General features: G+C 55.1%; 19 protein-coding genes. 15 read left to right on the top strand and 4 right to left on the bottom strand.

Features of this window, described 5'->3' with window-relative positions; genetic code table 11:
* The first annotated feature begins 63 nt into the window (after positions 1-63).
* Positions 64-888, top strand: coding sequence for a class I SAM-dependent methyltransferase (locus ACYX34_RS02585; RefSeq protein ID WP_462074995.1), 825 nt, complete (start codon positions 64-66; stop codon positions 886-888).
* A 93-nt stretch (positions 889-981) separates the two neighbouring features.
* Here ACYX34_RS02585 and ACYX34_RS02580 read toward each other — a convergent pair whose 3' ends face one another.
* Positions 982-1,161 (bottom strand): hypothetical protein, encoded by a 180-nt coding sequence (locus ACYX34_RS02580; RefSeq protein ID WP_462074994.1) that lies wholly within the window; start codon positions 1,159-1,161, stop codon positions 982-984.
* 30 nt (positions 1,162-1,191) lie between these two features.
* Positions 1,192-1,551 carry a hypothetical protein gene (locus ACYX34_RS02575; protein ID WP_462074993.1) on the bottom strand — a complete coding sequence of 120 codons (360 nt, stop codon included), beginning with the start codon at positions 1,549-1,551 and terminating at the stop codon, positions 1,192-1,194.
* Positions 1,552-1,650: 99 nt separating this feature from the next.
* Between ACYX34_RS02575 and ACYX34_RS02570 the strand changes: the two genes are divergently transcribed.
* The 13 genes from ACYX34_RS02570 (at position 1,651) to ACYX34_RS02510 (ending at position 19,732) form a co-directional block, all read left to right on the top strand.
* Positions 1,651-2,061: a dual specificity protein phosphatase family protein gene (locus ACYX34_RS02570; RefSeq protein ID WP_462074992.1), complete on the top strand. Its 411-nt coding sequence runs from the start codon at positions 1,651-1,653 to the stop codon at positions 2,059-2,061.
* Between the two features lie 117 nt (positions 2,062-2,178).
* Positions 2,179-3,018 carry a bifunctional DNA-formamidopyrimidine glycosylase/DNA-(apurinic or apyrimidinic site) lyase gene (mutM, locus tag ACYX34_RS02565; protein WP_462074991.1) on the top strand — a complete coding sequence of 280 codons (840 nt, stop codon included), beginning with the start codon at positions 2,179-2,181 and terminating at the stop codon, positions 3,016-3,018.
* Between the two features lie 181 nt (positions 3,019-3,199).
* On the top strand, positions 3,200-4,396 hold the full coding sequence (locus ACYX34_RS02560) for an ATP citrate lyase citrate-binding domain-containing protein (RefSeq protein WP_462074990.1): 1,197 nt from the start codon (positions 3,200-3,202) through the stop codon (positions 4,394-4,396).
* A gap of 69 nt (positions 4,397-4,465) precedes the next feature.
* A complete protein-coding gene (locus ACYX34_RS02555) occupies positions 4,466-6,286 on the top strand; it encodes a citrate/2-methylcitrate synthase (RefSeq protein ID WP_462074989.1) in 1,821 nt (606 codons plus the stop codon).
* An 80-nt stretch (positions 6,287-6,366) separates the two neighbouring features.
* Positions 6,367-8,610 carry an aconitate hydratase gene (locus ACYX34_RS02550; protein WP_462074988.1) on the top strand — a complete coding sequence of 748 codons (2,244 nt, stop codon included), beginning with the start codon at positions 6,367-6,369 and terminating at the stop codon, positions 8,608-8,610.
* A 24-nt stretch (positions 8,611-8,634) separates the two neighbouring features.
* A complete protein-coding gene (locus tag ACYX34_RS02545) occupies positions 8,635-10,863 on the top strand; it encodes an NADP-dependent isocitrate dehydrogenase (RefSeq protein WP_462074987.1) in 2,229 nt (742 codons plus the stop codon).
* 86 nt (positions 10,864-10,949) lie between these two features.
* Complete coding sequence (locus tag ACYX34_RS02540) at positions 10,950-11,669, top strand: 2Fe-2S iron-sulfur cluster-binding protein (RefSeq protein ID WP_462074986.1); 720 nt, start codon at positions 10,950-10,952, stop codon at positions 11,667-11,669.
* Between the two features lie 73 nt (positions 11,670-11,742).
* Positions 11,743-13,326 carry an FAD-binding protein gene (locus ACYX34_RS02535; protein WP_462074985.1) on the top strand — a complete coding sequence of 528 codons (1,584 nt, stop codon included), beginning with the start codon at positions 11,743-11,745 and terminating at the stop codon, positions 13,324-13,326.
* Positions 13,327-13,466: 140 nt separating this feature from the next.
* A complete protein-coding gene (sucC, locus tag ACYX34_RS02530; protein WP_462074984.1) occupies positions 13,467-14,645 on the top strand; it encodes an ADP-forming succinate--CoA ligase subunit beta in 1,179 nt (392 codons plus the stop codon).
* A 157-nt stretch (positions 14,646-14,802) separates the two neighbouring features.
* The gene (gene sucD / locus ACYX34_RS02525; RefSeq protein WP_462074983.1) at positions 14,803-15,675 is read left to right on the top strand and encodes a succinate--CoA ligase subunit alpha; all 873 of its coding nucleotides are present in this window, start codon (positions 14,803-14,805) and stop codon (positions 15,673-15,675) included.
* Positions 15,676-16,216: 541 nt separating this feature from the next.
* Positions 16,217-17,107, top strand: a complete 891-nt coding sequence (locus ACYX34_RS02520) for a hypothetical protein (RefSeq protein ID WP_462074982.1) — start codon at positions 16,217-16,219, stop codon at positions 17,105-17,107.
* A gap of 760 nt (positions 17,108-17,867) precedes the next feature.
* Complete coding sequence (locus ACYX34_RS02515) at positions 17,868-18,740, top strand: hypothetical protein (protein WP_462074981.1); 873 nt, start codon at positions 17,868-17,870, stop codon at positions 18,738-18,740.
* A gap of 140 nt (positions 18,741-18,880) precedes the next feature.
* A complete protein-coding gene (locus ACYX34_RS02510) occupies positions 18,881-19,732 on the top strand; it encodes a hypothetical protein (protein ID WP_462074980.1) in 852 nt (283 codons plus the stop codon).
* Between the two features lie 188 nt (positions 19,733-19,920).
* On the opposite strand, the gene ACYX34_RS02505 is transcribed toward ACYX34_RS02510, so the two are convergent.
* Positions 19,921-20,274, bottom strand: a complete 354-nt coding sequence (locus tag ACYX34_RS02505; protein WP_462074979.1) for a PilZ domain-containing protein — start codon at positions 20,272-20,274, stop codon at positions 19,921-19,923.
* A gap of 265 nt (positions 20,275-20,539) precedes the next feature.
* Positions 20,540-22,186: a secretin N-terminal domain-containing protein gene (locus ACYX34_RS02500; RefSeq protein ID WP_462074978.1), complete on the bottom strand. Its 1,647-nt coding sequence runs from the start codon at positions 22,184-22,186 to the stop codon at positions 20,540-20,542.
* 502 nt (positions 22,187-22,688) lie between these two features.
* On the opposite strand from ACYX34_RS02500, the gene ACYX34_RS02495 reads away from it, so the two are divergent.
* A complete protein-coding gene (locus ACYX34_RS02495; RefSeq protein WP_462074977.1) occupies positions 22,689-26,792 on the top strand; it encodes a tetratricopeptide repeat protein in 4,104 nt (1,367 codons plus the stop codon).
* The last annotated feature ends 104 nt before the right edge of the window (positions 26,793-26,896 follow it).

The following is a 26,896-nucleotide window of genomic DNA, read 5'->3' as shown; positions in this document are numbered from 1 at the left end:
ACGGTTTCCCGTTGAGTAGGGCGACGCAGGTCACGAATCACCGGTCATAGGAGGAGCAGCACGATGGACGAGAGCATGGGACGGCTTCTGGATCATACGGACGGCATGGGGCAGGCCAAGATGTTCTCAAAGGCCTGGTACAACGAATACTTCAAGCGCGCCTATACGAGCCGGACTCATGCCCAGTTTTGCGAAGCGGTGTACGGGCGTGACCTCTGTCAGCACGGTATGATGGATGTGGAGGAAATGGATTTTTTGGCTTCGTTGCTCAAGCCCGGCGAGCAGGTTCTTGAAATCGGCTGTGCCAACGGCCGCATCACCGAATATCTGGCCGAAAAAACCAGTTGTTCGATTCTTGGGATCGATTACTCGGACGTGGCCATCTCTCAGGCTCAAGACCGCACTCAGTCCAAAACAGGAAGGCTGAGTTTTCGATGCGTAGATCTGATCGCCGACGACATCCCCGGTGAGGGGTATGACACCATCATCGCCGTGGACTGTGTCTATTTCATGGGCAACTACGATGTGACGATCAGAAAGCTGAATAATAAGCTGAAACCAGGCGGCCGGATGATCGTGGCGGCGTTCCAAGCCAAGGAGGAGGGTGATCCGGAAGACGTTTTAGAGCCCGGACGTACCCGTATGGCTCGGGTCCTGCAGACGTTGGGGCTGGTGTACCGGCAGTATAATTTCACGCCGAATATTCGAAACCATTGGGTGAAGAACTACGAAGTCTCTCGAGCGATGTATCGAGAATTTGCTGCCGAGGGGAATGAGTTTCTCGCCGATGCGCGCATTGCCGAGAACGGATGGTTCAAGGATCATGCGGAACGTGGAACGCTGGTGCGGTTCTTATACGTCATCAATCATAATCCCGATGTGGCATAGCCGATACGGATTCGGCTATGGGCGACACATTCGGCTGAGAAGCCGCCGTGGGTCTCATCAATTTGGAATCCTTAAGTTGGAAGGCTCTTCAGCTTAATCCGCTTCCGGCTCTGAACTGCCGTGCTGGTGAGACACCTTGTCTTCCTCGAAGAGGTCCGCCATTTCTTCTGCCATGACGGCAGCATCGTCCTGAACGGCGAACACGGGAATCTCTTTTCTCACCTTGGGTTTTTCTTCCGGCGAGGGGTCGGGTTGTTTTGGCGTGTCACTCATAGTCTCAGTATACACCAACGTTGGGAACAGTTATTCAAAGGCCTCGAGTGAAGATTTCTCGACAAATTGTCGCTGACAGCCCTGACAGGTCACGAAGTAGTAGGCATCCCGCACGGACAGGGTGGCTCGAAGGTCGAGGCTGACCCCCCGATGATTGCAGGCTGTGCAGGAGATCTCCTTGAGTCTGAGCGGCACATCAGGCTGTGTTCGCAGATAGAACTCCATATCAGCATAGACTGGAAACGTATAAAAGCACTTCTTGCAGAGCCCCCTCCAGTCGCCATCGGCCCCCATGAACCGCTCATCAATGGCAAAGCTGGATTGTTTGCAGATGGCGCATGGGACCGTGTTCAGGCGTCGTTCCACTTCTTGCTGAGTGAGTGTAACCATATTGAGAGTATAACGGGCGAGGAAAAGAAATCGCAACTCCGGTTCGGAGAATGATGAATGCCTTGACGGTTTGAGGGGCAGGTTTATACTCAACTTACGATGCATATGATCACGGACCGGCTATTGGTGGGGAACATTGACGATGCGAAGCAGCCAACGACGGCTATAGGTACACTGCTGCTGGTAGCCGAAGAGTTGACCGTTACTCCTGCCGCCTGGGTGGATTACCAGCACATTCCGTTTCGAGAGTTTGCCAAGGCCGACCACGCAAAACTGGCTCAAGCCGTTGAGTGGCTTGAACCGCGAGTGCCGAAGGGGCGGACACTGGTCTGTTGCCGAGCTGGGATGGGCCGGTCCGTATCGGTGGTCATGGCCTATCTTTGCTGCGTGGAGGGCCAAACATATGATGAAGTGTTGAAGCTAATCATGACTCGCCGTCCGAGTGCGATGCCGCTCCCGAATCTACAAGTTGCGATCGAACAGGTCCGACAGCGTCGGCGTGCCGCGTAGGACGATTCACCTCCTCTCCATCCTGGCCCTGTCGGTTCTCTAGCAAGGCTATCTTGCCTTTCGTGAAGGTCCATGGCGTAATGCGACCAGTCTGAAGCTCTGTCGTTCAATCGTATTATGCCAGAACTCCCGGAAGCCGAAGTCGTGACTCGACAAATCCGTGCCCGCCTCCTGGGAGCACGGCTGACCGAGGTATGGATCGGACGAGAAGATATTGTTCGAGAGGGGTATGCCGCCGCATCGTGGTATCGAGGTGCTACCTTGCAATCGGTCAACCGATACGGCAAGAGCGTGGCCTTAGCATTTGTGAACAGCCACGATTGTCGCTATGTCGTGGCGGAGCTGGGGATGACCGGGCTCCTTCTGTTCCCATCCGTACAGGTGAAACATCCGCAACATGTTCATGTGAGGCTGTTGTTTGAAGGTGGCTGCGAGCCTGAACTGCGGTACTGGAATCCGCGCAGATTTGGACGGCTGTCGTTTTTAGATAAAGCCGGACTTGACCAGTATTGCACTCGCCGATTCGGGCTGGATCCATTGTCGGCGTCTCAGCAAGATGTTCTCAAACTCTTGCGGGAGCGCCGTGGGCGGCTCAAGGCACTCTTGATGCATCAACAAGCTATTGCCGGTATTGGGAATATCTATGCGAATGAAATTCTCTTCCGCGCCGGCCTTCACCCGAACAGCCAAGTCAGTCGCCTGTCGGCAAGCAAGGCCGACAGGCTCCATGCGATCATGCGAGCGGTTTTGGATGAGGCCATTAGGCATGGGGGATCGAGTGTCCGAGACTTTTTTGCCCCTGATGGGACCGAAGGACAATACAAACGCCAGCATCTAGTCTATGGGAAAGCAGGGCAACCTTGTCCGAATCGTTGCGGTGGGGTGATTCAGCGACTCCGAGGAGAGCGAAGCTCCTATTTTTGTCCTCGCTGTCAACCAGTACGTCGGAAGCGATGATGGTCAATCTTGAAAAGTCTTTATCTTTTAATGTGTTATGTGTCGGTTCCAGTGAAGACTCTATCGCTAGGCCTTTTGATCCCTCTTGATTTAGTCCCTCTGGTGTCTTGAGTCATCCTGCTGAGTTCCGTTAGAATCCGGATCCCCTATTTGCCTGAGTTACTACGAAGGAGAATTCGCAATGGCTAAGGTGTTGGAAGGCCCTGGTATGGGGCTGATGAAGAAGTGGGGGATTCACGTCCCCAACCATGTCGTCGTCACGTCTGCCGACGAACTGACCAAACTCGGACAAGCCAATGATTGGATGAAGACCTCGAAGCTGGTAGCGAAGGCGCACGAGGCGCTCGGGTCACGCTTTAAGCTCGGTCTGGTTAAGGTTGGCCTTGATCTCAATGCGGCAGTGGCGGCGACCAAGGAAATGATCGGTCGTCAGGTCGGCAGTATTACCGTCTCGCAGGTCATTATTTCTGAGATGGTCCCACATAAGGAAGAATACTATTGCGCGGTGAAGTCCACTCGCGAAGGCAGTGAGATTCTCGTGGCCAATTGCGGTGGGATCGAGGTCGAGTCGAATTGGGACCGTGTGAAACGTCTGTGTCTGGAGGTTGGGCAAAGTCCTTCGGCTGCTCAACTAGAAAAGCTCTCGAAAGATGCGGGATTTACCGGTTCACTTGCGAAGAAGGTAGCCGACTTTGCCGGCAAGATGTTCACCTGCTTTGACAGTGAAGATGCCCAGTATCTCGAAGTGAACCCCGTCGTCACGCGTGAGAGCGATGGGGAGTTGGTCGCGCTGGATGCGGTGACGTTGCTGGACGGCGATGCCAAATTCCGGCACCCGGACTGGAACTTTACCTTTGCCGCGGAATTCGGCCGGTCCTACAGTAAGGACGAAGTGGAAGTCATGGCGGTCGACAGCAAGATCAAGGGCTCAGTGAAGTTCATCGAGATTCCGGGCGGTGACACGGCCATGCTGCCGGCCGGTGGTGGCGCCAGTGTCTACTATTCTGATGCGGTTGTGGCGCGCGGCGGCAAGCTGGCGAACTATGCTGAGTATTCCGGTGATCCGCCGGATTGGGCTGTGGAAGTGCTGACGGAGAAGGTCTGTTCATTGCCTGGCATCAAGAACATCATTGTCGGTGGCGCTATTGCGAATTTCACCGATGTGAAAAAGACCTTCGGGGGCATCATTAATGGGTTTCGCAAGGCGAAGGGTGACGGCAAGTTGAAGGGCGTGAAGATCTGGGTGCGTCGCGGCGGACCTCGTGAGAAGGAAGGTCTCGATGCGATGCGCGCACTGAAAGACGAGGGCTTCGACATCAACGTCTTCGACCGCAATACCCCACTGACGGACATCGTCGACAAAGCGTTACAAAAGTAACGAGCTATTAGCCATGAGCTGTCGGCTGAATGTCTGACTGCAGACAGCTTCACTGTTGGAGGATTTTCGATGAGTATTCTGGCCAATAAAGACACCCGCGTGGTGATTCAAGGTGGTGCCGCCGGTGTCAATGCAGCCCGCCGCATGGCGGAGTTCTGTTACCTGATTAAGCGCCCCCTCACGGTCGAGGCGTTTGTCTATCCGCCCGACGCCGGCAAGACGAATGAAGTGCCGTATGGCAGTGGGCTGATTGCGATCCCTATCTACAAGACAATCGAGGAAGCCACGAAACATCATCCAGCGATCAACACCAGCCTTGTCTACATCGGTGCCGACCGCGCCATGAAAGGTGGCATGGAGGCCTTGGATGATCCACATATTAAAGTCGTCTCCATGATCACCGAGGGTGTTCCGGAGAAGGATGCCAAGTTACTTGGAGCCCATGCCAGAAAGCTGGGGAAGGTCTTCAATGGCCCATCTTCAATCGGTATCATCTCGGCCGGGGCTTGCCGGTTGGGTGTCATCGGTGGTGCGTTCGACAATCTGGTCCTCTCAAAGTTATATCGTGAAGGTTCTTTCGGTGTCATTACGAAGTCAGGTGGTCTCTCGAATGAAATTATCTGGATTTGCTCGCAATTTGCCGATGGCATCACGACGGCTATCGGTATCGGTGGCGATGCCTATCCTGGTACCGACTATGTGAGCTATCTCGAAATGTTCGAAAACGATCCGCAAACCAAGGCGGTCGTCATCGTCGGTGAAATGGGCGGCGATCTTGAGGAGCGAGCGGCGGAGTGGTATGGCGCTAAGAAGCGTCGTGTGAAGTTGATCGGTGTGGTCTCCGGGTTCTGCCAGGAGAGCTTGCCGAAGGGCATGAAGTTCGGCCATGCCGGCGCCAAAGAAGGCATGAAGGGCGAGGGGTCGGCTCGATCAAAGTCCGATGCGCTCAAGAAAGCCGGCGCCGTTGTCCCACCGACGTTTGGTGCCCTTGGTCCGGTGATCAAGGAAACCTATCAGGATCTGCTCAAATCTGGCCAGGTGAAAGAGCCGGTGGAGCCAGCTGTCCTGCCTAAGTTGCCAAAGTCAATTGAAGAGGCGATGAAGGCAGACGAAGTGATGGTGGCTCCGTTGATCAGGACCACGATCAGCGACGACCGTGGCGATGAGCCTTGCTACGACGGGTATCCGGCCTCGGAGCTCATCAATAAGGGCTACGAGATTCCCCACGTCATCGGCTTACTTTGGGACAAGCGCCTCATCTCGAAGCAGGAAGCGGAAATCATCAAGCGCATCATGATGCTGTCGGCGGATCACGGGCCTTGCGTCAGTGGTGCCTACGCGACGATCCTTGCGGCCTGCGCTGGAATCGGTCTGTCTCAAGCAGTTGCGGCAGGTCTCATCATGATTGGTCCGCGTTTCGGCGGTGCCGTGACGGACGCTGGTCGCTGGTTTAAGTATGCCGTTGATAACAAGATGACGGTCGAGGACTTCTTGGCCTACATGAAGAAGAATGTCGGTCCGGTGCCGGGCATCGGTCATCGAGTGAAGAGCTTGCGCAATCCGGACAAGCGGGTGAAGGAGCTTGTGGGCTACGTGAAGAGCTTACACATCAAAACGCCATGCCTCGATTTTGCCTTGGCGGTGGAGCAGGTCACGGCAGTGAAGAAGGATAACTTGATTCTGAATGTGGACGGCACGATGGCGGCCGTGTTGGTCGACTTGGGATTCCCGGTCGATAGTTTGAACGGATTCTTCATCTTGTCGCGCACGATCGGATTGATCGGCCACTGGGTCGATCAGAAGCGCCAGGACAGCCGCTTGATCCGGTTGTTCGATTACCTGGTGAATTACGCGGCACCCAAACGGAGAGAAGTGCCTCCGCTCAAGTAGAAGCGATTAGACTATGGCCGTCAGGCTTCAGTAGCTGAGCGTTGAAACTGATTGCTGATACCCCTGTAAGGAGATAAGTCATGTCCATGGATCTCGCCAAAAATCTCTATGCCAAGATGCCGGAGGTCTTCGAAAAGGCTCGAAAGAAGTTCGGCCGACCGTTGACGCTGGCAGATAAGATTCTTGTTTCACACGCCGACAACTTCGATACCCAGAATTGGGAGCGTGGCAAGGCCATGTTGGCGCTGCGTCCTGATCGTGTGGCGATGCAGGATGCTACGGCCCAGATGGCCGTGCTGCAGTTCATGCAGGCGAACAAGAAGAAGGCTGCGGTGCCGAGCACCATCCACTGCGACCACTTGATCCGTGCTGAAATGGGGTCGGAGAAGGACTTGATGCGTGCCTTGGATGAGAACAGGGAGGTTTATAACTTTCTGGCTTCAGCGGCCAAGAAATATGGTATCGGTTTTTGGAAACCAGGTGCAGGGATCATCCACCAGGTGGTCTTAGAAAACTATGCGTTCCCCGGCTGCTTGATCATCGGGACCGATTCGCATACACCGAACGGCGGGGGGTTGGGAGGCTTGGCGATCGGTGTCGGTGGAGCGGATGCCGGCGAAGTGATGGCCGGTTTGCCTTGGGAAGTGCTCCATCCGAAATTGATCGGGGTGAAGCTCACCGGTAAGTTAAGTGGGTGGGCGTCTGCAAAAGATGTGATCCTCTATCTCTGTGGCCTGCTCACGGTGAAAGGGGGGACGAATAAGATTGTCGAATACTTTGGTCCTGGTGCCGAAACGATCAGTGCGACTGGGAAGGGCACAATTTGCAACATGGGTGCTGAGCTTGGTGCTACCACATCGGTCTTCCCCTTCGATCAAAAGATGGTCGACTATATGACCATTACAGATCGGGCGGATTTGGCGAAATTGGCCCAGGCGAATAAGGCCTTGCTTGTCGCGGATCCTGAAGTGATGCAGGCTCCGGAGAAGTATTACGATCAGATCGTTGAAATCGATCTCTCGAAACTGGAGCCGCATGTGGTCGGACCTCATACGCCGGATCTTGCAAGGCCGATTTCGAAGCTGAAAGCGGAGGCGCAGGAGAAGGGGTATCCGGTCGAATTGAAAGCGGCCTTGATCGGGAGCTGTACCAATTCATCCTACGAAGACATCAGCCGCTCGGCACATGTGGCACAGCAGGCGTTGAAGGCAGGTTTGAAGGCGAAGGCTTCGTTTCTGATTTCTCCCGGGTCAGAGCGCATCTACCACACGATGAAACGTGACGGATTTCTTGAGACGTTCGAGAAGCTCGGCGGCACCGTGCTGTCAAATTCCTGCGGCCCCTGCATCGGTCAGTGGAAGCGTGCGGATGGAGTGAAGGGCAAGGCGGATTCGATCGTCAGTTCTTTCAACCGGAACTTTCCCGGCAGGAACGATGGTATCAGCGAAACACTTTCGTTCCTCGCAAGCCCGGAAGTCGTGACGGCTTATGCAATCACCGGCGATCTTGGATTCGATCCAGTCAATCAGGCGGTGAAGGGCGCCGACGGCAAGGAATTCAAACTCCAAGCCCCGGTCGGTGAAGAGTTGCCGGCTAAGGGATTTGCGAAGGGCGAGGAAGGCTACGTGGCCCCAGCGGAAGACGGCTCAGGCTTGAGGGTCGACATTCCGCCGACCAGCGAACGGTTACAAGTGTTGCAGCCGTTCCCGAAGTGGGACGGCAAAGATTTCGACAAGCTCCCGCTCTTGATCAAGACCAAGGGTAAGACCACGACCGACCATATTTCGCCTGCCGGTCCTTGGCTCAAGTTCCGTGGTCATTTAGATAAGATCAGTGACAACATGTTCCTTGGCGCCAACAGCGCCTATGCGGCAGAGCCGGGGAAGGGTACGAATGTCCTCACCGGAGAATCGAACCTTACGATCGCGCAGATCGCTCGGGCCTACAAGTCGAAGGGCATTGGATCAATTGTAGTCGGCGATGAGAACTATGGTGAGGGCAGCAGCCGAGAGCATGCGGCGATGTCCCCACGGTTCTTGAACGTGCGCGCAGTCATCACCAAGAGCTTCGCGCGCATCCATGAGACCAATCTCAAGAAGCAGGGAATTTTGCCGTTGACCTTTGCTGATCCGAAGGATTACGACAAGATTGACATGAACGATCGATTGAGCGTCGTGGACTTGCCGAATCTGGCGCCGGGTAAGCCGGTGACGGTCATTATTCACAAGACGAGCGGCGATGTGAAGATCCAAGCAAACCACAGTATGACGGCACAACAAATCACATGGTTTAAGGCCGGTTCTGCGTTGAATGCGCTGAACTAACCAAATATATCGAGGAGGGGAAACGTGGCGAAAGCAGATAAAATCATCTATACAAAGACCGATGAGGCGCCGATGCTGGCGACCTATTCGTTTCTGCCGATCATCAACGCCTTTTCAAAAGCGGCTGGTGTCACGGTTGAACTACGGGACATTTCGCTCGCGGGCCGTGTGATCGCGGTGTTTCCGGAATATCTGACCCCGGCGCAGAAGCAGCATGACGCCTTGGCCGAGCTGGGCGAGTTGGCGAAGACGCCGGAAGCCAACATCATCAAATTACCCAACATCAGCGCGTCGATTCCTCAGCTGGTTGCGACCATCAAGGAATTGCAGAAGCAGGGCTATAAGTTACCCGACTATCCCGAGAATCCGAAAGACGATAAAGAAAAGGATATCAAGACTCGCTACGACAAGGTGAAGGGCAGTGCCGTCAATCCAGTGTTACGCGAAGGCAACTCAGATCGGCGTGCCCCCTTGTCCGTGAAAGCCTATGCGCGGAAGCATCCGCATAAGATGGGAGCCTGGCCGTCTGATTCCAAGACTCACGTGGTTCATATGAAGGGCGGCGACTTCTTCTCAAATGAAAAGTCATGTACGATTCCGGCTGCAACGACTGCGAAGATTGAATTCGTGGGAGCCGATGGGAAAACCACGGTTCTGAAGGAGAAAGTCGCATTGCAGGCCGGGGAAGTGTTGGATGCCACCTTCATGAGCGTGAAAGCTCTGCGGAAGTTCTTGGAAGAGCAGATCGAGGATGCCAAAACCAAAGGCGTCTTGTGGTCGCTCCATATGAAGGCTACCATGATGAAGGTCTCAGACCCAAAGATCTTCGGCCATGGCGTGACCGTCTATTACAAAGACGTGTTTGAGAAGCACGGCGAAACGTTTAAGAAGCTCGGAATCGATCCAGACAACGGCCTTGGCGACGTGTACGCCAAGATTAAGTCACTGCCGGATGAGCAACGGAAGGCGATCGAAGCGGACATTCAAGCCGTCTACCAGAGGCGTCCGCCGATGGCGATGGTGAACAGCGATAAGGGTATTACCAATCTCCATGTGCCGAGCGATATCATTATCGATGCCTCGATGCCTCCGGTGATCCGCGATTCCGGTAAGATGTGGAATCCACAAGGCCAGTTGCAGGACGTGAAGTGCGTGATCCCCGACGCCAGCTATGCGCCGGTGTATCACGAGGTCGTCGAGTTCTGTAAGCAAAAGGGCCAGTTCGACCCCCGCACGATGGGGACGATTCCGAACGTTGGGCTGATGGCTCAGGCGGCGGAAGAGTACGGCTCCCATGACAAGACCTTCAAGGCACCGGCCAACGGCACGATCCGCATCGTCGATGTCAACGGCACGGTCTTGCACCAGCATCAGGTGGAAGAGGGCGATATCTGGCGTGCCTGCCAGGTCAAGGATGCGCCGATTCAGGATTGGGTCAAGCTGGCTGTCACGCGTGCGCGTGCGACCGGTGCGCCGGCGGTGTTTTGGTTGAACAAGGACCGTGCGCATGATGCCGAATTGATCAAGAAAGTGAACGCCTATTTGTCGAAGCACGATACAACTGGTCTTGAGATCAAGGTCATGGCTCCGGCCGATGCCTGCCGTTTTTCAATCGAGCGGATGAAGGAAGGCAAGGATACGATCTCCTGTACCGGCAACGTGCTTCGTGACTATCTCACCGACCTGTTCCCAATTCTCGAAATTGGAACCAGCGCCAAGATGCTCTCGATCGTCCCCTTGCTGAACGGCGGTGGGTTGTTCGAGACCGGTGCGGGAGGATCGGCGCCGAAGCATGTGCAGCAGTTTGAGCAAGAGGGCTACCTGCGTTGGGATTCGCTCGGCGAGTTCTTGGCGCTGGCTGCTTCGTTGGAGCATTTGGCGAAAGCGGGGAACAATCCGGTGGCGAAGATCCTGGCGGATACGCTGGATCAGGCCAACGCAAAGTTTCTCGAGAGCAACAAGTCACCTGCCCGTAAAGTCGGCGAGATCGACAACCGCGGCAGCCATTTCTACCTGGCTCTCTACTGGGCGCAGGCCTTGGCCGCACAGACCGCGGACAAGAGGATTGCGGAGAAGTTCGCGAAGATCGCCAAGGATTTGAGCGACAACGAGAAGACGATCGACGGCGAGTTGTTGTCCGCGCAGGGCAAGCCGCAGGATGTCGGCGGGTACTATCACCCGGACGATGCCAAGGCGTACAAGGCGATGCGACCGAGTGCGACGTTGAACAAGATCATCGATTCGTTCGCATAAGATAGAGAGGACAGTGCGTAGTTGTCAGCAATCAGATCAGAAAGATTCTGCGGCTGAAAGCTGAGAGCTGTCAGGGGATTTTGGTCATGGCTACAGAAACCACAGACACTCAGAATGTGATCGATCAACCCGAGGTCATGAAGCCTCGGATGGTCACGATTGAGATCGCCGGCAAGAAGGTTGAGGTTCCGGAAGGGATCACGGTTGTTCGTGCCATGTGGTACGCGGGTATCGATGTCGTGCGGGGCGTGGGCTGTCTGGGCGGGTTCTGTGGGGCCTGTGCGACGTACTATCGGACCAAGGATGATCCCAAAGTCCGGACCTGCCTCGCGTGCCAAATGGCAGTGCAGGACGGCATGTCCTTTACGATGATGCCCCCTTTCCCAGCTCGCAAGGCGACCTACGAGATTCAAACGCTCCAAGATCCGAAGCAAGACCTCTTCAATCTCTATCCTGAAGCCCCGCTGTGCAGGAATTGCAACGCGTGCACCGAGGCCTGCCCACAGAAGATCGATGTCCGCGAGGGCGTGTGGAAGGCCGTCTTCGGAGACTTCAAGAGCGTCTCCGAGATGTTTATGGATTGCGTCATGTGCGGGATGTGTACGCCGGTTTGCATTGCCGACATTGCCCCGAATCTCGTGGCACTGTATGTCAGTCGTGCGCAGGGCGCGCATTTCACCGACAAACCGGTGGGGCTTGATACCCGGATCAAAGAGATTCAAGACGGTACCTATAACGGCGAATGGGCCAGGATTCTGAAGATGAATGAGAAGGAACTGGCCGAACACTGTGCGACGGTGAAATAGCCGCGAAGCAATCAGCCGTCAGCTCTCAGCTTCTGAGAGGCGGTTGCTGGATGCTCGCGGCTGAAAGCGACACATGGACATTCACGCGCTCCAACAGATCGTACACAAAACTCGGGATGTCCGTCGTAAGCAGACTATCCCAAAGTTTTCTCCTGCCGACCGGGATCAGTTGATTCACAAGTATCATCCTGACTTTCGTGCCAGCGCGTACCGACCGATCCGGTTCGGTCCCAATGAAGGTGAGAAAACGGTCGTCGAGTTGGCCACGTTGCTGGAAGGCGACAGCTCGATTCAAGCCGATCTGGATCTGGCTCCCCAGTACACGACCGATGTCTTAGTCATCGGCGGTGGTGGAGCTGGTTGCGCAGCCGCCCTGCATGCACATGGGGCCGGTGCGAAGACCATTCTGGCGACGAAGCTTCGTTTAGGCGATTCCAATAGTGTGATGGCGCAGGGGGGGATGCAGATTTCGGTCGCACCGGAAGATTCACCCGTGACGCACTTTCTCGATACCCTTAAGGGTGGGCACATGGAGAACGACCATGCCCTGCTCAAGGTGATGGTTGAGGAGGGGCCGGCGATTGCGAAGTGGTTGATCCAGCTTGGTGTGCTCTTCGATCGACAGGCAGATGGTAACCTGCACGTCAAGAAAGGTGGCGGAAGTTCAAAGCCCCGCCTAGTCACCTGCTCCGACTATACCGGCCTTGAGATCATGCGAGTGCTTAAGGACGAGGTGATCAATCAAAAGATTCAACTGCTGGAATTCGCGGCGGCGATCGAACTGCTCAGTGACAATGACGGAAATTGTACCGGCGCCATCTTTAAAGATCTCGACAATCAGCGGCATATCGTCGTGGCAGCCAAGTCGGTTATTCTTGCAACGGGTGGGATTGGGCGGCTCCACATTCAGGGGTTTCCAACGAGCAACCATTATGGGGCCACGGGTGACGGACTGTGTTTGGCCTATCGGATGGGTGCCAAGCTGGCGCATGTCGACACGTTCCAGTACCATCCGTCAGGCGCGGTGTACCCCGAACAGCTGATCGGCGCATTAGTCACCGAAGGCATTCGTTCCGAGGGCGGGCACCTCGTCAATGCCAAGGGCGAACGGTTTGTCAACGAGCTGGATACGCGAGATGTGGTGTCCTCATCGATTATTCGTGAATGCGAGGAAGGCCGTGGGATCAGAACGATGTCGGGCCGCGTTGGAGTCTGGTTGGATACCCCACTCCTCGATGCCGAACATGGGCCGGGTACGGTCGAAAAGCATTTCCCGGCTATGATGATGCAGTTTGAGCGGTTTGGTATCGATATCAGCAAGGATCCGGTCTTGATTTATCCGACGCTGCACTATCAGAACGGTGGTGTGAAGATCGATACAAATTCCGAAACCAACGTGAAGAATCTCTTCGTGGCAGGCGAAGCATCTGGTGGTCTCCACGGCCGGAATCGGTTGATGGGCAATTCCCTGTTGGACCTGATGGTCTATGGGAAACGCTCTGGTTTAACGGCAGCAAGTCGAATCGGGTCGATGAAGCAGGGCAAGCTCACCGTGAACCATCTCCAGCGGTTTCGGGCTGAAGCGAAGAGGCACGGCAATGCCAGTGGCGTTATTTCGCCGATGATCCTGCCGGCGTATACAAGGAAAGTGGGGTGAGGACGGCGACGGAGCATTTCTCGTGCTCACTCACCGCACACCCAGAATCAAATCAGATTGTTTGGACATTGGTCGGTGTTCGGTGAATGCGCGTAGTGAGAAACGCCCCGCCACCGTCCTCAGGAATGAAGAGGTAAAGAATGAACGTTCATGAGTTTCAAGCCAAGCAACTCTTTGCCCAGTTTGGTGTGCCCGTGCCGCGAGGAAAGGAAATTACGTCTCCTGAAGCGGCGACCACCTGGGCCAACGAGCTGAATACTCCCGTCTTTGTCGTGAAGGCGCAGATCCATGCCGGTGGGCGAGGAAAAGCCGGTGGCGTCAAGATCACGAAAGACAAAGGCGCCGTGGCTGGTTTTGCTAAAGAGTTAATCGGAAAAACCTTAGTGACCCATCAAACAGGACCGAAGGGGCGGCAGGTTCACCGTCTGTTGATGGAAGAAGGGGCGAACATCGCTAAGGAACTGTATCTTTCGATCCTTGTCGATCGGGATACCGGTTGGCCCACGTTCATTGCCAGCACCGAAGGCGGGATGGAGATCGAAGAAGTGGCCGCCAAGACCCCTGAAAAGATCATCAAGGAATCGATTGATCCGGCCGTGGGATTTCAAGGATACAACGGGCGGAACATCGCCTTTGCGCTCGGGCTCCAGAACATCGAGCCGACGGCCATGAATCCATTCATTAAAATGCTGGGAAATCTGTACCGCCTGTTCATGGAGAAGAACTGCGCCCTGGTCGAAATCAATCCGCTCATCATCACGAAAGAAAAGACCGTCGTGGCGTTGGACGGTAAAGTCTCGTTCGATGATAACGGCCTCTTCAAGCATGAAGATGTACAAAAGATGCGTGACCTGAATGAGGAAGAGCCGTTGGAAATTGAAGCGACGGCGAATAATCTGAACTATGTGAAGCTGGACGGCAATATCGGCTGCATGGTGAACGGTGCGGGCCTGGCCATGGCCACCATGGACGTCATCAAATTGGCCGGCAGCGAACCGGCGAACTTCTTGGATGTCGGTGGTGGCGCGACGAAGGAGACGGTCGCAGCCGGGTTCCGAATTCTGCTGAAAGATCCGAACGTGAAAGGCATTTTCATCAACATCTTCGGCGGCATCGTGCGCTGTGAACGCATCGCCCATGGGGTGATTGAAGCAGCAAAGGAAGTGAAGATTAATGTACCGCTGGTCGTTCGGTTGCAGGGGACGAATGCCGAAGAGGGGCGCAAGCTGTTGGCAGAGTCCGGATTGAAGCTCGATGTGGCGAACGACTTGTGGGAAGCCGCCCAAAAAATAGTGAAACTGACAGGAAAAGCAGCGTGAGAATTGCGAGGCAGCCGAGACGCCCTTGTGCTCGCGCAACGCGCACCGGGATGGTTCTCAGTATCCTTGCAATGGACGGTGCTCGTTGCATGCGCGCAGTTACGGACGTGCTCGACCACCTCGCTTGTGTGAGGGAATAGGGAAAAGGAGTCGTATCGTGAGTATTCTCGTCAATAAAAATACGCGAGTCGTGGTGCAGGGGATTACGGGGAAAGAAGGTTCATTCCACGCGACGCAGTGCAAAGCGTACGGGACGAAGGTGGTTGCTGGGGTGACACCGGGGAAGGCCGGTCAGGAGGTCGAAGGCATTCCGGTGTTTAATACGGTGGCCGATGCGGTGAAAAAAACAGAGGTCGATACGTCGCTGATCTTCGTGCCGCCGCCTTTCTGTGCCGATGCAATTTTGGAAGCGGCCGATGCCGGAATCAAGCTCGTGATCTGCATTACCGAGGGGATTCCGGTGAATGATATGGTGAAAGTGAAACGGGCCCTTTGTGGCCGGGATGTGAGGCTGATCGGTCCGAATTGCCCGGGGGTGATTACGGTGGATGAGGCCAAGATCGGCATTATGCCGGGTTTCATCCATAAAAAAGGTGTCGTCGGTGTCGTCTCTCGCAGCGGAACCCTCACATATGAAGCCGTTCATCAGCTGTCGACATTGGGATTAGGCGAGACGACCTGTGTCGGTATCGGCGGGGATCCGGTGAACGGAACCGGGTTCGTGGATGTCCTGCCGTTGTTCGAAAAAGACCCGGAGACTCAGGCCATCGTCATGATCGGCGAGATCGGCGGCGATGCAGAGGAAAAAGCGGCTGAGTTCATCAAGAAGAACGTGAAGAAACCGGTGGTCAGCTTCATTGCCGGCATTACAGCACCTCCTGGTCGTCGCATGGGCCATGCCGGCGCCATTATCTCCGGCGGCAAGGGGACCGCAGCTGAAAAGATGAAAACCCTGGAAGCGGCTGGGGTCAAAGTCGTCAAGAATCCGGCTGAGATCGGTGCGGCGGTCAAACAAGCGTTGGGACGGTAGTACTCCTAGGCTGCTCTTCCGGTTGGCATCCTCCTCTGTCACACCTTCATCGATGTCATCTCGATGGGATGTCCCTCGTCGCTGCTCCGTGACGAGGGTGTCACGATGGTCATATTTTTCACTGAGTTATTCGATGATGTTCCGGAGTCATAGTAAGAGCGGTTCGTGAGAGAGATTGCCGAAGGTTCCAGCCATAGCCAAGTATTCCATCACTACGGCCCTGTCCGATCCGGTATTGGATTTACCGATAGCTCCAATCCGTTTTATCTATTTTCAAAACTGAATGTGGGGTTGCTACTGTGGGCGCCGTTCGCCCCGACGATGCGAGAAGAGTATCCCCTTCTGATCGCTCGGAAGAGGCGGATCGGTGGAGGCTTATGTCAAGAACTGCAACCGCCGAACAGAGGGTTGAGCTGGGTTGCACGAAGACCGGCTCTTCTCGTTTCACTGCACTGACTATCGACGATCGACCAACGGATTTCTGATTGCGCAATCTAAATTCGTCGCAGAACATAGCTGCTTTACTGTGGGAGGACGCTGAATGAACGCGAGAATTTCGGCGGTGATGTGTCTCCTCTGTGCCTTCGGCTATGCGGATCTCACCAGGGCGGAAGATCCGTACAGCCAACGGGTCGCCGATCCCTATGCGATATCCCCTGATCCTCCAACTATGTCCTCCGGGACGGTCGAACCCTATCTTTCCTTTATGGCGGGTATAGGAATTCCTCGCAGTACGGATGCCACGTTTTTGGACGGGACTACGCCGTCGGTGGTCGAGAATATCGACTATAAGACGAAATTTTCACTCGGTGGCAATCTGGGGGTCTGGTTTCCCACCAGAAACAAGTTGTGGGGGTTCGATCTTGGCGTTGAGCTTACCGGCTTTCTTTGGTATCCGGATGTGCATTGCTGTCGGGACAATTATAATCGTGATCCCGCAACGGGTAATGGCACCGCGACGGAGATCCAAGGCCTCTATATCGGCCCCAATTTCCTAATTCGTTACCCCATGGGTATTTCCGAGGCCTATCCCAACGGGCGGTGGCATCCGTACGTCGGGATCGGCGTCGGCATGCATCAGATGGCGATGAGGCCAGGTGGGGCTAGGGGACTGAGTGCCTGTTGTGTGCCGGGAGGTAATCTCGATACAAATCCCATTCCCGACCAACGGGATACGACGGTCGGGTTTATGGGCGTGGGCGGCATCAAGGCACATCTCTTCAAGTACCTGGCTTTTTTTGTGGAGGCGAAGTATCTCCATGCCCACCACGACGGGCTGTTGACGGATCGGTTTGGGCAGTCCGCGCCCATCGTCTGCTGTGTCTCGGGTCCAGGGGGACTGAACCCTCCAGTTTATAATCCCTATTCATCCACGATCGACACGATCTTGGTACATGGGGGCCTGTCACTGCACTTTGATTGGAAGCCGTAGGCGAGTACGAGAATAGTGACCGCCCATCCCACTAAATGAAAATGGGGTGGGCGGTTGCCGGCCACGTGTGAACGTTCCACCTTTTTTCTAAGTCTCCTTCCAATATCCGAATGCAAAACTTTGGTGAGCCAATGTTCCATCCTGAGCTCATTGAATTAGTGTGACCAGAAATGGGAAAGGGAGGGCTGATGGGGTTGGAAGGAGAATTTTCTCTAGCCACATGATTCATGAGGGTTTCTGCTGCAACTGCCAAGACGCAATTGCGGCCAGCACGTTGCCTGATCCTGAGTTCAAGGTTTCATATTCAAGGCTGTAGACTCCTGGCTTTTGGAAAGCCTGAAACATAACACTCGAAACTGTTAGCCGAGACACTTCATGCACGCCCCTTCACGAGGTGTGTTGGAGAGAGTCAACTCATCGAGTGCCACCGCCCTGTCTGCACGTCAGATGCAGTATTGGATTAACCGATAGCTTCAATCCGTTTTATCTATTTTCAAAACTGAACGCGGGGTTGCTACTGTGGGCGCCGTTCGCCCCGACGATGCGAGAAGAGTATCCCCTTCTGATCGCTCGGAGAGGCGGATCCGTGGAGGCTTATGCCAAGAGCTGTAACAGCCCTAACTGGGCGTCAAGTTGAGTGGTACGAAGACACGCTGGTCTCACTTCACCCTACTGACCATCGACATCGACTGACGGGTTTCAGATTGCGCAACCCCAATTCGTTACAGAACATGGGTGCTTTACCGTGGGAGGACGCTGAATGAACGCGAGAATTTCGGCGATGATGTGTCTCCTCTGTGTCCTCGGCTTTTCGGATCTCACCAGGGCGGAAGATCCGTACAGCCAACGGGTCGCCGATCCCTATGCTCTCTCGCCTGGTCTCCCGGGCATGTCTTCCGGGACGCTCGAACCCTATTTTTCCGTGATGGCAGGTGTGGCGATTCCGTTCAGTCAGGACGCCACGTTTCAGGATGGGACCTTGCCGACCGTGGTTCCGAAGGTCGACTATCAGATGAAACACTCATGGGGGGCCAGCGCGGGAATTTGGTTTCCTACCAGAAGCAAGTTGGCGGGATTCGATCTCGGCGTGGAGCTCACCGGCTATGTGTGGTATCCGGACGTCGCCTGCTGTCGAGACTTTTTTAATAATGACCCCACAGGGGCCAATAATGGGGGATTCCCCAATCGCGGCACCACGACGGAAATATCAGGCGTCTATATTGGCCCCAATTTTCTGATTCGCTACCCGATGGCGATTTCCGAGGCCTATCCCAACGGCCGGTGGCATCCGTACGTCGGGGTCGGCGTGGGCGCGCATCAGTTGGGGATGAAGCCTGGTGGATTTCGAGGAGGGACCCTTATGAATGCCGATACCACCCAACGGGATACGACGATCGGGTTTCAGGGCGTGGGCGGCATCAAGGCGCATCTCTTCAAGTACGTAGCGGCGTTTGTGGAGGCGAAGTACCTCCATGCCCATCACAATGGGCTGTCGTCGGATCGGTTCGCCCAGTCCCCCGATGGCGGTCTACTGATTGGTACACCAGGTCCTTTTGTGAATCCCTATTCATCTACGATCAATACGGTCTTTGTGCATGCGGGCTTGGCGATTCACTTTGATTGGAAGCCGTAGGGTTGTGGGTCGAGTTGAGTCATGAGAAGACGTCCTCGTCTTGCTTCACTGACCTTCGACGATCGACTGATGGCTCTCAGATTGCGCAACCCACAGTCGTCGCAGAACATGGGTGCTTTACCTTCTTGGGAGGACGCTGAATGAACGCGAGAATTTCGGCGGTGATGTGTCTCCTCTGTGTCCTCGGCTCTGCGGATCTCACTCGAGCGGAAGGTCCGGACAGCCAACGGGTCGCCGATCCCTATGCGGTCTCGGCTGCGCTCCCCACCATGTCATCCGGGACGATCGAGCCCTATCTGTCCTTTATGGCGGGTATTGCAGTTCCGCGGAGTGCGGACGCCACATTTACGGATGGAACCACGCCGACGATAGTCCAAAATGTCGACTATCAGACGAAACACTCATTCGGGGGGAACGCGGGGATCTGGTTTCCCACCAGAAACAAGTTGTGGGGATTTGATCTCGGCGTGGAAATCACCGGCATGCTGTGGTATGCGGATGTGGCCTGCTGTAAGGACAATTATAATCGTGATCCCGCAACAGGGGCCGGTACCACGACGGAAATCAATGGTATCTACGTCGGCTCAAATTTCTTGGTTCGCTACCCGATGGCGATTTCCGAGGCCTATCCCAATGGGCGGTGGTTTCCGTACGTTGGGATCGGCGTGGGCGCGCATCAGATCGCGACGAAGCCAGGCGGACAAGCGGGGACAGGTTTTTTCCGCGCCATTACCGAGGAGCGGGATACAACGGTCGGGTTTATGGGGGTAGGAGGTATCAAGGCGCATCTCTTCAAGTATGTGGCTGTGTTTGCGGAGGCGAAGTATATCCGTGCCCATCATGACGGGCTGACATCGGATCGATTCGGGCAGTCAGGCCCGGCCTTTCTAGGAGCGGTGCAAGGGGACCTTGTTATGAATCGCTATGAATCCACGATGGATACGATCCTGGCGCATGCAGGCGTGTCGATTCACTTTGACATCAAGCCATAGACCTCTCCGAGAGTATCGCCTGCCCACCCCACTACGCAAAGGTGGGGTGGGCAGTTGCCAGGAGGGATTTGGTTTTTCCCCCTTCCTCTCCGAAATTCCTATCCGCCATCAGAATTCACAGTTAGGGTGAGATTCTGTTCCCTCCCAACTCATCGGGTTGGTGTGAACAGAGATGGGCTAGAGCGGGCTTAGGCGGGTACTGCAGGAAGCTCTACGTTTAGGGCCGACTCTTGTGCCATGACTCGATCCAATCGATGACGCGTCAGTGTCGGGATGCGGATAAATTCGACACCAAAGCCATGTTCCTTGACCCAGCGGACCTTCCCGAGTTCGATGAACAGGGAAGAGGTGGGATCCGGTAACAGGACGCTTAGTTTTATATAGCTGCCCCTCAAGACTGCCCGGTCGCAGTTCACGGAACAACCTGTCAGGGAAAGATCTGAGACCGTTCCTTCTCCAACAAACGGTGCTCCTCCAAAGATGACAGGATAGGCGACGGAAAGCCGACGATGGATTCGCCAGTTCACAATTGGGTCAGCCATTGGTCGGTCCTCCTGGTCTGTCATTGGTCGTGATGCAGCATAGTCAGGCGGAGAACCAGGGACCATTCCTCTGAGGAGGGGTTACGTGGCCTGACGGTACCGGGAATGTGTTGGGCATTATCTCGTGAAGCGTCTCGTCCTGCGGCTTCAACCTAAACCTGTCCATGAAACGTTAAATATGAAACCTGAAACTCATGATCGAGCGACGCACGGTACCGCCGCCGCTTCTTGCTGGTTGGAGTCGATACGTTCAGGAAAATACGGACTAGGGCCTGCTCGGCTTATCAGTCGGGGAGGTGTACGGGACTATTAAAGGCGGTTCAAGGCGTTCGAGTATATCCTGTTTAAGTCTGGTCGGCTCCTCGATCCGGTTCTCTCGCTGTAAGGTATTGACATCTCTGAGTTTTCTCGCATTGAGCTCGGCCATGTCCGCATCATCTCGAACCAAGTGTGGAGTCAGAAACACAAGAAGATTCAACTTCTCGGTTTGGCGATTTTGCGATTTGAACAGCCATCCTAGCCAGGGAATATCTCCCAAAAGCGGAAGCTTCCTTTCGCTCAGCGTGACGTTATCGCGCACTAATCCCCCTACCACGAGTGTTTGTTGATCCTGGGCGACTGTCGTCGTCTCCATCGATCTCTTTGTCGTGGTGGGGCCGACGGGGATACTGGCCGAACCAGAGCCGATAGTCTGGGCCACGTTTTCCGCAATGGCCGTAATCTCTTGTTTGATTTCGAGGCGTATCAGGTCATCTTCAAGCACTTGCGGTGTGAGCTCCAACGTCACGCCGACGTCTTTCCGTTCGATCGTCACCAGGGTTCCGCCCGTGATGCCTTGCGCCTGTCCGGTAGGGAACGGTCGATTTTCACCGACGACGATTTTGGCTTTCTGGTTGTCCGCGGCAAGGACTTGAGGGGTCGACAGGATATTCGTATCGGTGAGGTTCATCAATAAGTTCAGGAATGCACGGACATTGACTGTATTCAGGAGAGGTGTAATACCACCAGTGGCTGCTCCCGCAGCACCAGTTGTTAGGGCTTGAGCGATCGTCGTCAGCTCCGGTGGGGTGTTATTAAACCCACCGATCCCTGTGAAAGATCCTTTATTTGCGGCACCAAGAATTTCGGTCGGATTAGTTCCTAACTGTCTGAGACGATCGACTTGAACCTCAAGAATAACCGCTTCCACAAACACTTGCTTACGCCTGATATCGAGATCACGAATCACAGTATGAATATGAGTCCATGCGTTTTTGGTCGAGCTGACGATGATGGAGTTTGTGGCCTTGTCTGCAAACACTTGGACGGGGGCCTCAAATTCCGTCAGTGGCCTGATCGGGGGACGAACCCCGGGTGTCATTTGAGCCACGGTTTGTGAGCGGGCCACCAGATTGGTCAGAACCGCCGCGAGATCTGTGGCATTGGCGTGTTTAAGCTTGTAGACAAACACCCCTCGCTCTGGCGGGAGATCACCCATCGGCACAATTTGATAGAGATTTCCGTCCTTCTTCACGACCGCGATGCGAGCGGCTTCGAGTGCCGCCACAAACATGTTGAACGCTTGGTCCGGCGAAACCTTAGTCGGGGAAAACGCGGAGATTTTCCCGCCTTGTTTTTTAATCGTTTCGTCCAGCACGAAGTTCTTGCCGGTGATCTCACCGATGAACCTGGCAAAGACCGGGATGTCGATTTCGTTGAAATCAAGAGACACCTTGGCCGGTTGTGAGCCGGTTCCTTGCGCAAACAGGTTGGGCGGAACGAGTGCCGACCAGCAGAGCAGTCCCCATAGCAGGTAGGTGCATACCTGTCTGCCTGTGGATAATGAAGGTGTGAGGTCTGACTGAATTTGCACGATGGAGCTAGGAGTTCCGTGGTTCTTCTGTAACTTGATAGCTGGATTTGACCGTATCATAGGCGGATCCAATGACACAACCAGGATTACGCTTTGCGCCAACTCGACGCTGTTTACCGGGTGCTTATCCGCCTGCGATCAGTCCTTGAAGCTCATTCAGGATCCTCAATGGGTCACTCACAGAGGGAGCGCCCTCCGGAGTCGCTCCTTTCCCTCCTAAGCTAATGAATTTCATGAAAAAGCCGATAATACATGGAGAAGGGAATGTATGTGGGCTGCCTCAGGAAACCGTCTTCTCAGCCGATCAACTATATGAAGGAATGAGCATCCACTGGTTAAGGGAGCCCATGTAAGCGCTAGGGATTGCAAGCCGATATAGTAAACAGACCAATCTGTTAGGCACCGACTATCAATGACTTGTACCACTGCACCTGATGGTCTAGTGCTCTGGAAGGCACGCCCATCAGAGTCAGTAAGGCCTTTGAGCAGAAGGGTGCCCCCTGATATGGGCGAAGGAGTCCATAGGGGCTTGTGGATCCTAGGGATCTGCTAAGGTTAATCCGTGCGCTGGAATAAGAAACCCTCAACAAAATCAGAGAAAACGGAGACAATCCGTACGCCGAAGCGCGGGGTGGTCGGCTACAGCAGGAAGAGTGCTCTGCTGGAGGAGGCCATTACCCAAATGAACGCCGGGAAATATGGGCGTTCATCCGCGGCGCTCAAGGAACTCCTGGCTCTCGATCCCGTGAATATGGAGGCGCGACGGCTCTTCGCGACCCTCCACCTTCGACTGGGAAGCCTCATTCCGGCACGAGAGGCCTTCGACGCGCTTATTGCAGAAGCGTTCCAGCGTCAGGACTATTGGCTCGCGGAATCATTGCTCCGTGAATACCTCGCCGCCGGCCCGCGCTGTGTACCCTACCTCGAAAAACTGGGGACGATCTATCAAGAAAAGGGGAATGCCCTTGAGGCTGTTGAGGAGTATGGGAAGGCCGTCGATATTTTGATCGAAGATCCGGATCCCGAGCGTCCGGATCACGCCGGTCGACTCTATGCCAAAATACGTGAGTTAGCTCCGGCTAGCCCGGTTGCCTTCCGGTTGGCTTCCTCCTTTGATGCGCAAACCGGCGAATTAGTGCCGCGTCATCCGAGTGCTCTCGAGACCACCACGCTACATCCGGAGGACTCTGAGGAGGAGGGAGGAAGGGAGCAGCTCGGTCATCCGGCAGTCGGTGGAGCGATGCCATGGGACATGCAAGTCCCGTCGGAAGGGTTGGGGGCGACGGCTGAGACGTCTCAGCCAGCTGAACGTGCACAGCCACCGGTGCAGTTGGAAAATAGTGCGGATGCCCTGCAAGCAGTACAGTCTTCTGATCAGGATCTGGTTCTGTCGGAGAAAGCTGCAGCTGCTCAGACAGAACACAGTGGCATCGATGCTCAAACTGATAGACTGGCAGAACGCTCGACTCGTGAGACCGGAGAGGTCTCATCTGTCGAGGAGACTTCACCGCTTGTTGAGCAGAGATTGGTGGAGGATATCCCTCCTTCTCCAGGACCCATAGATTCTGTAGCAAAGATTCCCGTGGTGCCGTTGGAAGTTGAGTTAGATGTGGTCGCCGTTGATTCTGGCTCGCCCCAAACACCGAAACAGGAATCGGTTGAAGCTCCAGAGACAGCATCTCTATTAGTAGAGGGGCATCCCGCATCCGGGGCGATGAAGTTCGACTCGGATCAGCCAGCAGACGCGTCGGTCAGTTTTTCGGCTGAGTTTGCAGAACTTCGTCTAGCTCATCCGCCTCAGTCTGACGAAGAGCCACCTTCCCTCTCTCTGAAGTCCGATCCATCGCCTTCAGAGTCGATCGTGGTGCCACACAAAGAAGAAGTCTCTCTTCAGACTGACACGGTCGAGACGCTGCACGCAGAAGAGCCATCCAACCCGACTGATTCGCCAATAGCTCCGGCACAAGTCTCAGCCGACGAGATCGCGCAGCCCTGGAAACAGCCGGGGTTCTCCTGGAAATCCATCTTTGATACCGCCTGGAAACTCGGTGAGCAATCTCCTGCAAAGGATGCGTCAACGTCCCCGGTGTCGAGCCGCGAAAATGAGACGGTGACAGAGACGCTTCCTGTCCCATCTTCTCAATCCCGCTTGGTCGAGGACCTCGCCAGAGAAACACTGAAATCAGAGGGAGAGACCAGGAAAAGAGATGAAGCGGCGTCGAGATCGCCGGTTACCTCAATACCATCGGACTACGTGCAGGAATCGGTGCGCTCGATCCCTTCCGCCCAGACGAATTCGTCGATCGCGGAATCGATTGAACCGTCTGAGGATTCGCCGCAGGATCGAGATCGCACCTCACACACTGTTGACGGCCAACTGCCGACTTCGCCATTGGCCAATGATTCTGATATAGAACCGGACTCGTTTGTGCTCGCACAAGAGGCTCCAATCATGCCTTCGGAGGAACGGCATGATGCCGTCGAGGTGACGAGCGCCCCGTCCATGACGGCAGAAAACACTGATCAGGTAGCGGAGTCAAAACCTGAATTTTCCTTCGTAAAATCATCGCCGGCCGAGGAAGCGTTCTCTCTTACGTCACCGGCCCCTGAGTCTCAGCCGAGTACGCAGGAACCAATTATCGGCTCTCTTGTGGATCACGTAGAAGATCGCGGTGAGCCTACCGAGGTCCTCATCGAGCGAGAGCAGGTTCGCACGGATGCAGCCACGGAGGAGGTTGGGCAGAGTTCTAAGGCTGAATTCCAGTCGCATCACTTGCAACCTGTCGACGAAGTCATAGTCGAGAAGGCCGAGACCGTTCCATCTTTCGAAACTGTTGCTGTTGAACAAAGCACGACAGCGTCAATCGTAAACGATCGTGGGCTCTTGTCTGAACGTCTGGAAACCTCCCAGGCGTTACGTGGCGAAGATCAGCCAACAGAAGAGGTGAACGTTCATACAAGCTCGCCGATTACCGAATCTGTGGCTCCTCCCAAAGAGCGGACGGAGTCCAGTGTATCGACGCGAGCGAGTTGGGACTACTCTGCTCCTTGCGCCACACCAGCCGAACTGGCGATCCCTGAACAGCAGGACGTCAGCCAGCCGCTGCCGGCGGCTCACGCTGCTGATGCAGCATTCAGTGAAACGTCACGGCTCAGGAGGGTATCTGAGACGAGCATCCGTGTCGACGAGGCGAGGCAGAGACAAGCCTCGCGCGCGGTTCTGAGTGGATTAGGAACCGCGATCACAGGCTTTCTAAGTACGTGTTTTTCAACCACCCAAGCCATCGTGAGGACCATTTTCGGACTGGTGGTGCTTGTGGGATTATGTGTTGTGCTCGGTATGGGGGCGCTTGCAGTGACATGGATGATCATGGAAGAACCACCATCACCGACGTTTCAGAGTTTTACAACGACGCCGCAACAGACGCTCTCCGGGGCTCAAAAGAATGCCTACACCGTGTTGTTCGGGATCGATGCACCGGTCGGGCAAGACCCTCTCCGCGCCGGGATTGAGAGACAACCTGTCGTTGGAAACAGCGCAACCGCGTTGGATTGCGCTGGAAATCCAGGGGCTGAATCTGGTGATCGTTTGAGTGCATCCGCGAATACCATGCGTGGGTGGGTCCGAGGATCGGATCCGATCGGCCAATTCAAATCGAATCAGGACGCGATCCAGGGGTGGGGTCGTCAACAGCAGGTGGCACTCGAACGATATCATCAGTGGCAAACGCTTCCGTTCGAAGATTGGGGCTATGGTCAGCCGGTCAGTCCACCTTGTGGAGCGATGGTCTTCGCCCACCAATTGCATGTCGCGGATGGATTTGGGCAAGGTGCGGATGTCGCCGTCGATCGACTGGAGACCGACATGGACGCGTGGCGCGTTGTCCTGGGCCAAGCGCGGACGCTTCCTGTGAAAATGCTAGCGCTGCAAGCGATCAACGACGACATCGCCGTCGCATCAGGTTTGCTGGTCCGCTCTGACCTCGATACTAAGTATTTAGGGCGCATCACGAAGTTGGTGCGCCCTCTTGATCAAGGTGAGCTGTCGTTGCGGTGGCCCATGCAAAGCGAACTGGTCTCGGCGGTGAAGACCTACGAGAGCCAGTTAAAAGCGGCGAGAGCTGAAGGTCAATCAATGTCTGCCATGGTGGTGTCGGCCCTGCCCTTGCCCAAACAGCGTCGGCTCAACGACTATGCCAAATACTACGAAACATCGTACCAAGCGACCGGCGAAAAGCAGTATGGCTCCCTTCCGAAGCGGAAAGACCATGTGCGTTTCCCCGCAGCCGGCGTGACGGATTACCTCACGAACCCGATTGAAAACCTTGTCGGAGTCGAACCGCTGCCGGCCTGGGATGTATATAACGGAATGATCGTCGATACGGACGCCCATCTCAGGCTTGCAAGTCTACAGGCCTGGCTGCGACGCGGGTCTTCAGACGGCGATCTTCTTAGCAAGATTGCCAAGGCAGGACAAGATTTTTACGATCCGTACACCGGGCTCCCGATGTTGGTGAACCAGAAGAAGGGTCTGCTCTACAGTGTCGGTCACGATGGGAAAGATCAGGACGCCGATTCGCAAGCAGACGTGGTTGTCGAGATCCCCTTCGCGTCCACCTCCGCCAGCCAGACGAAATCTTCCGTCTCTTCGTCAAAGTCGAGATAGGTCTTACTCGGGTGCATCGCGTACCGTGTTCGCGAGCGCTTTCGCTGCTCCCATCTGCGTTGTTCGTTTCTTTGCTCCAGGGTTTCAGGTTCAACGTTTCACAT

This window comes from Nitrospira sp. CMX1 (assembly GCF_054902215.1).
This window is presented reverse-complemented; position numbering and strand designations above follow the sequence as displayed.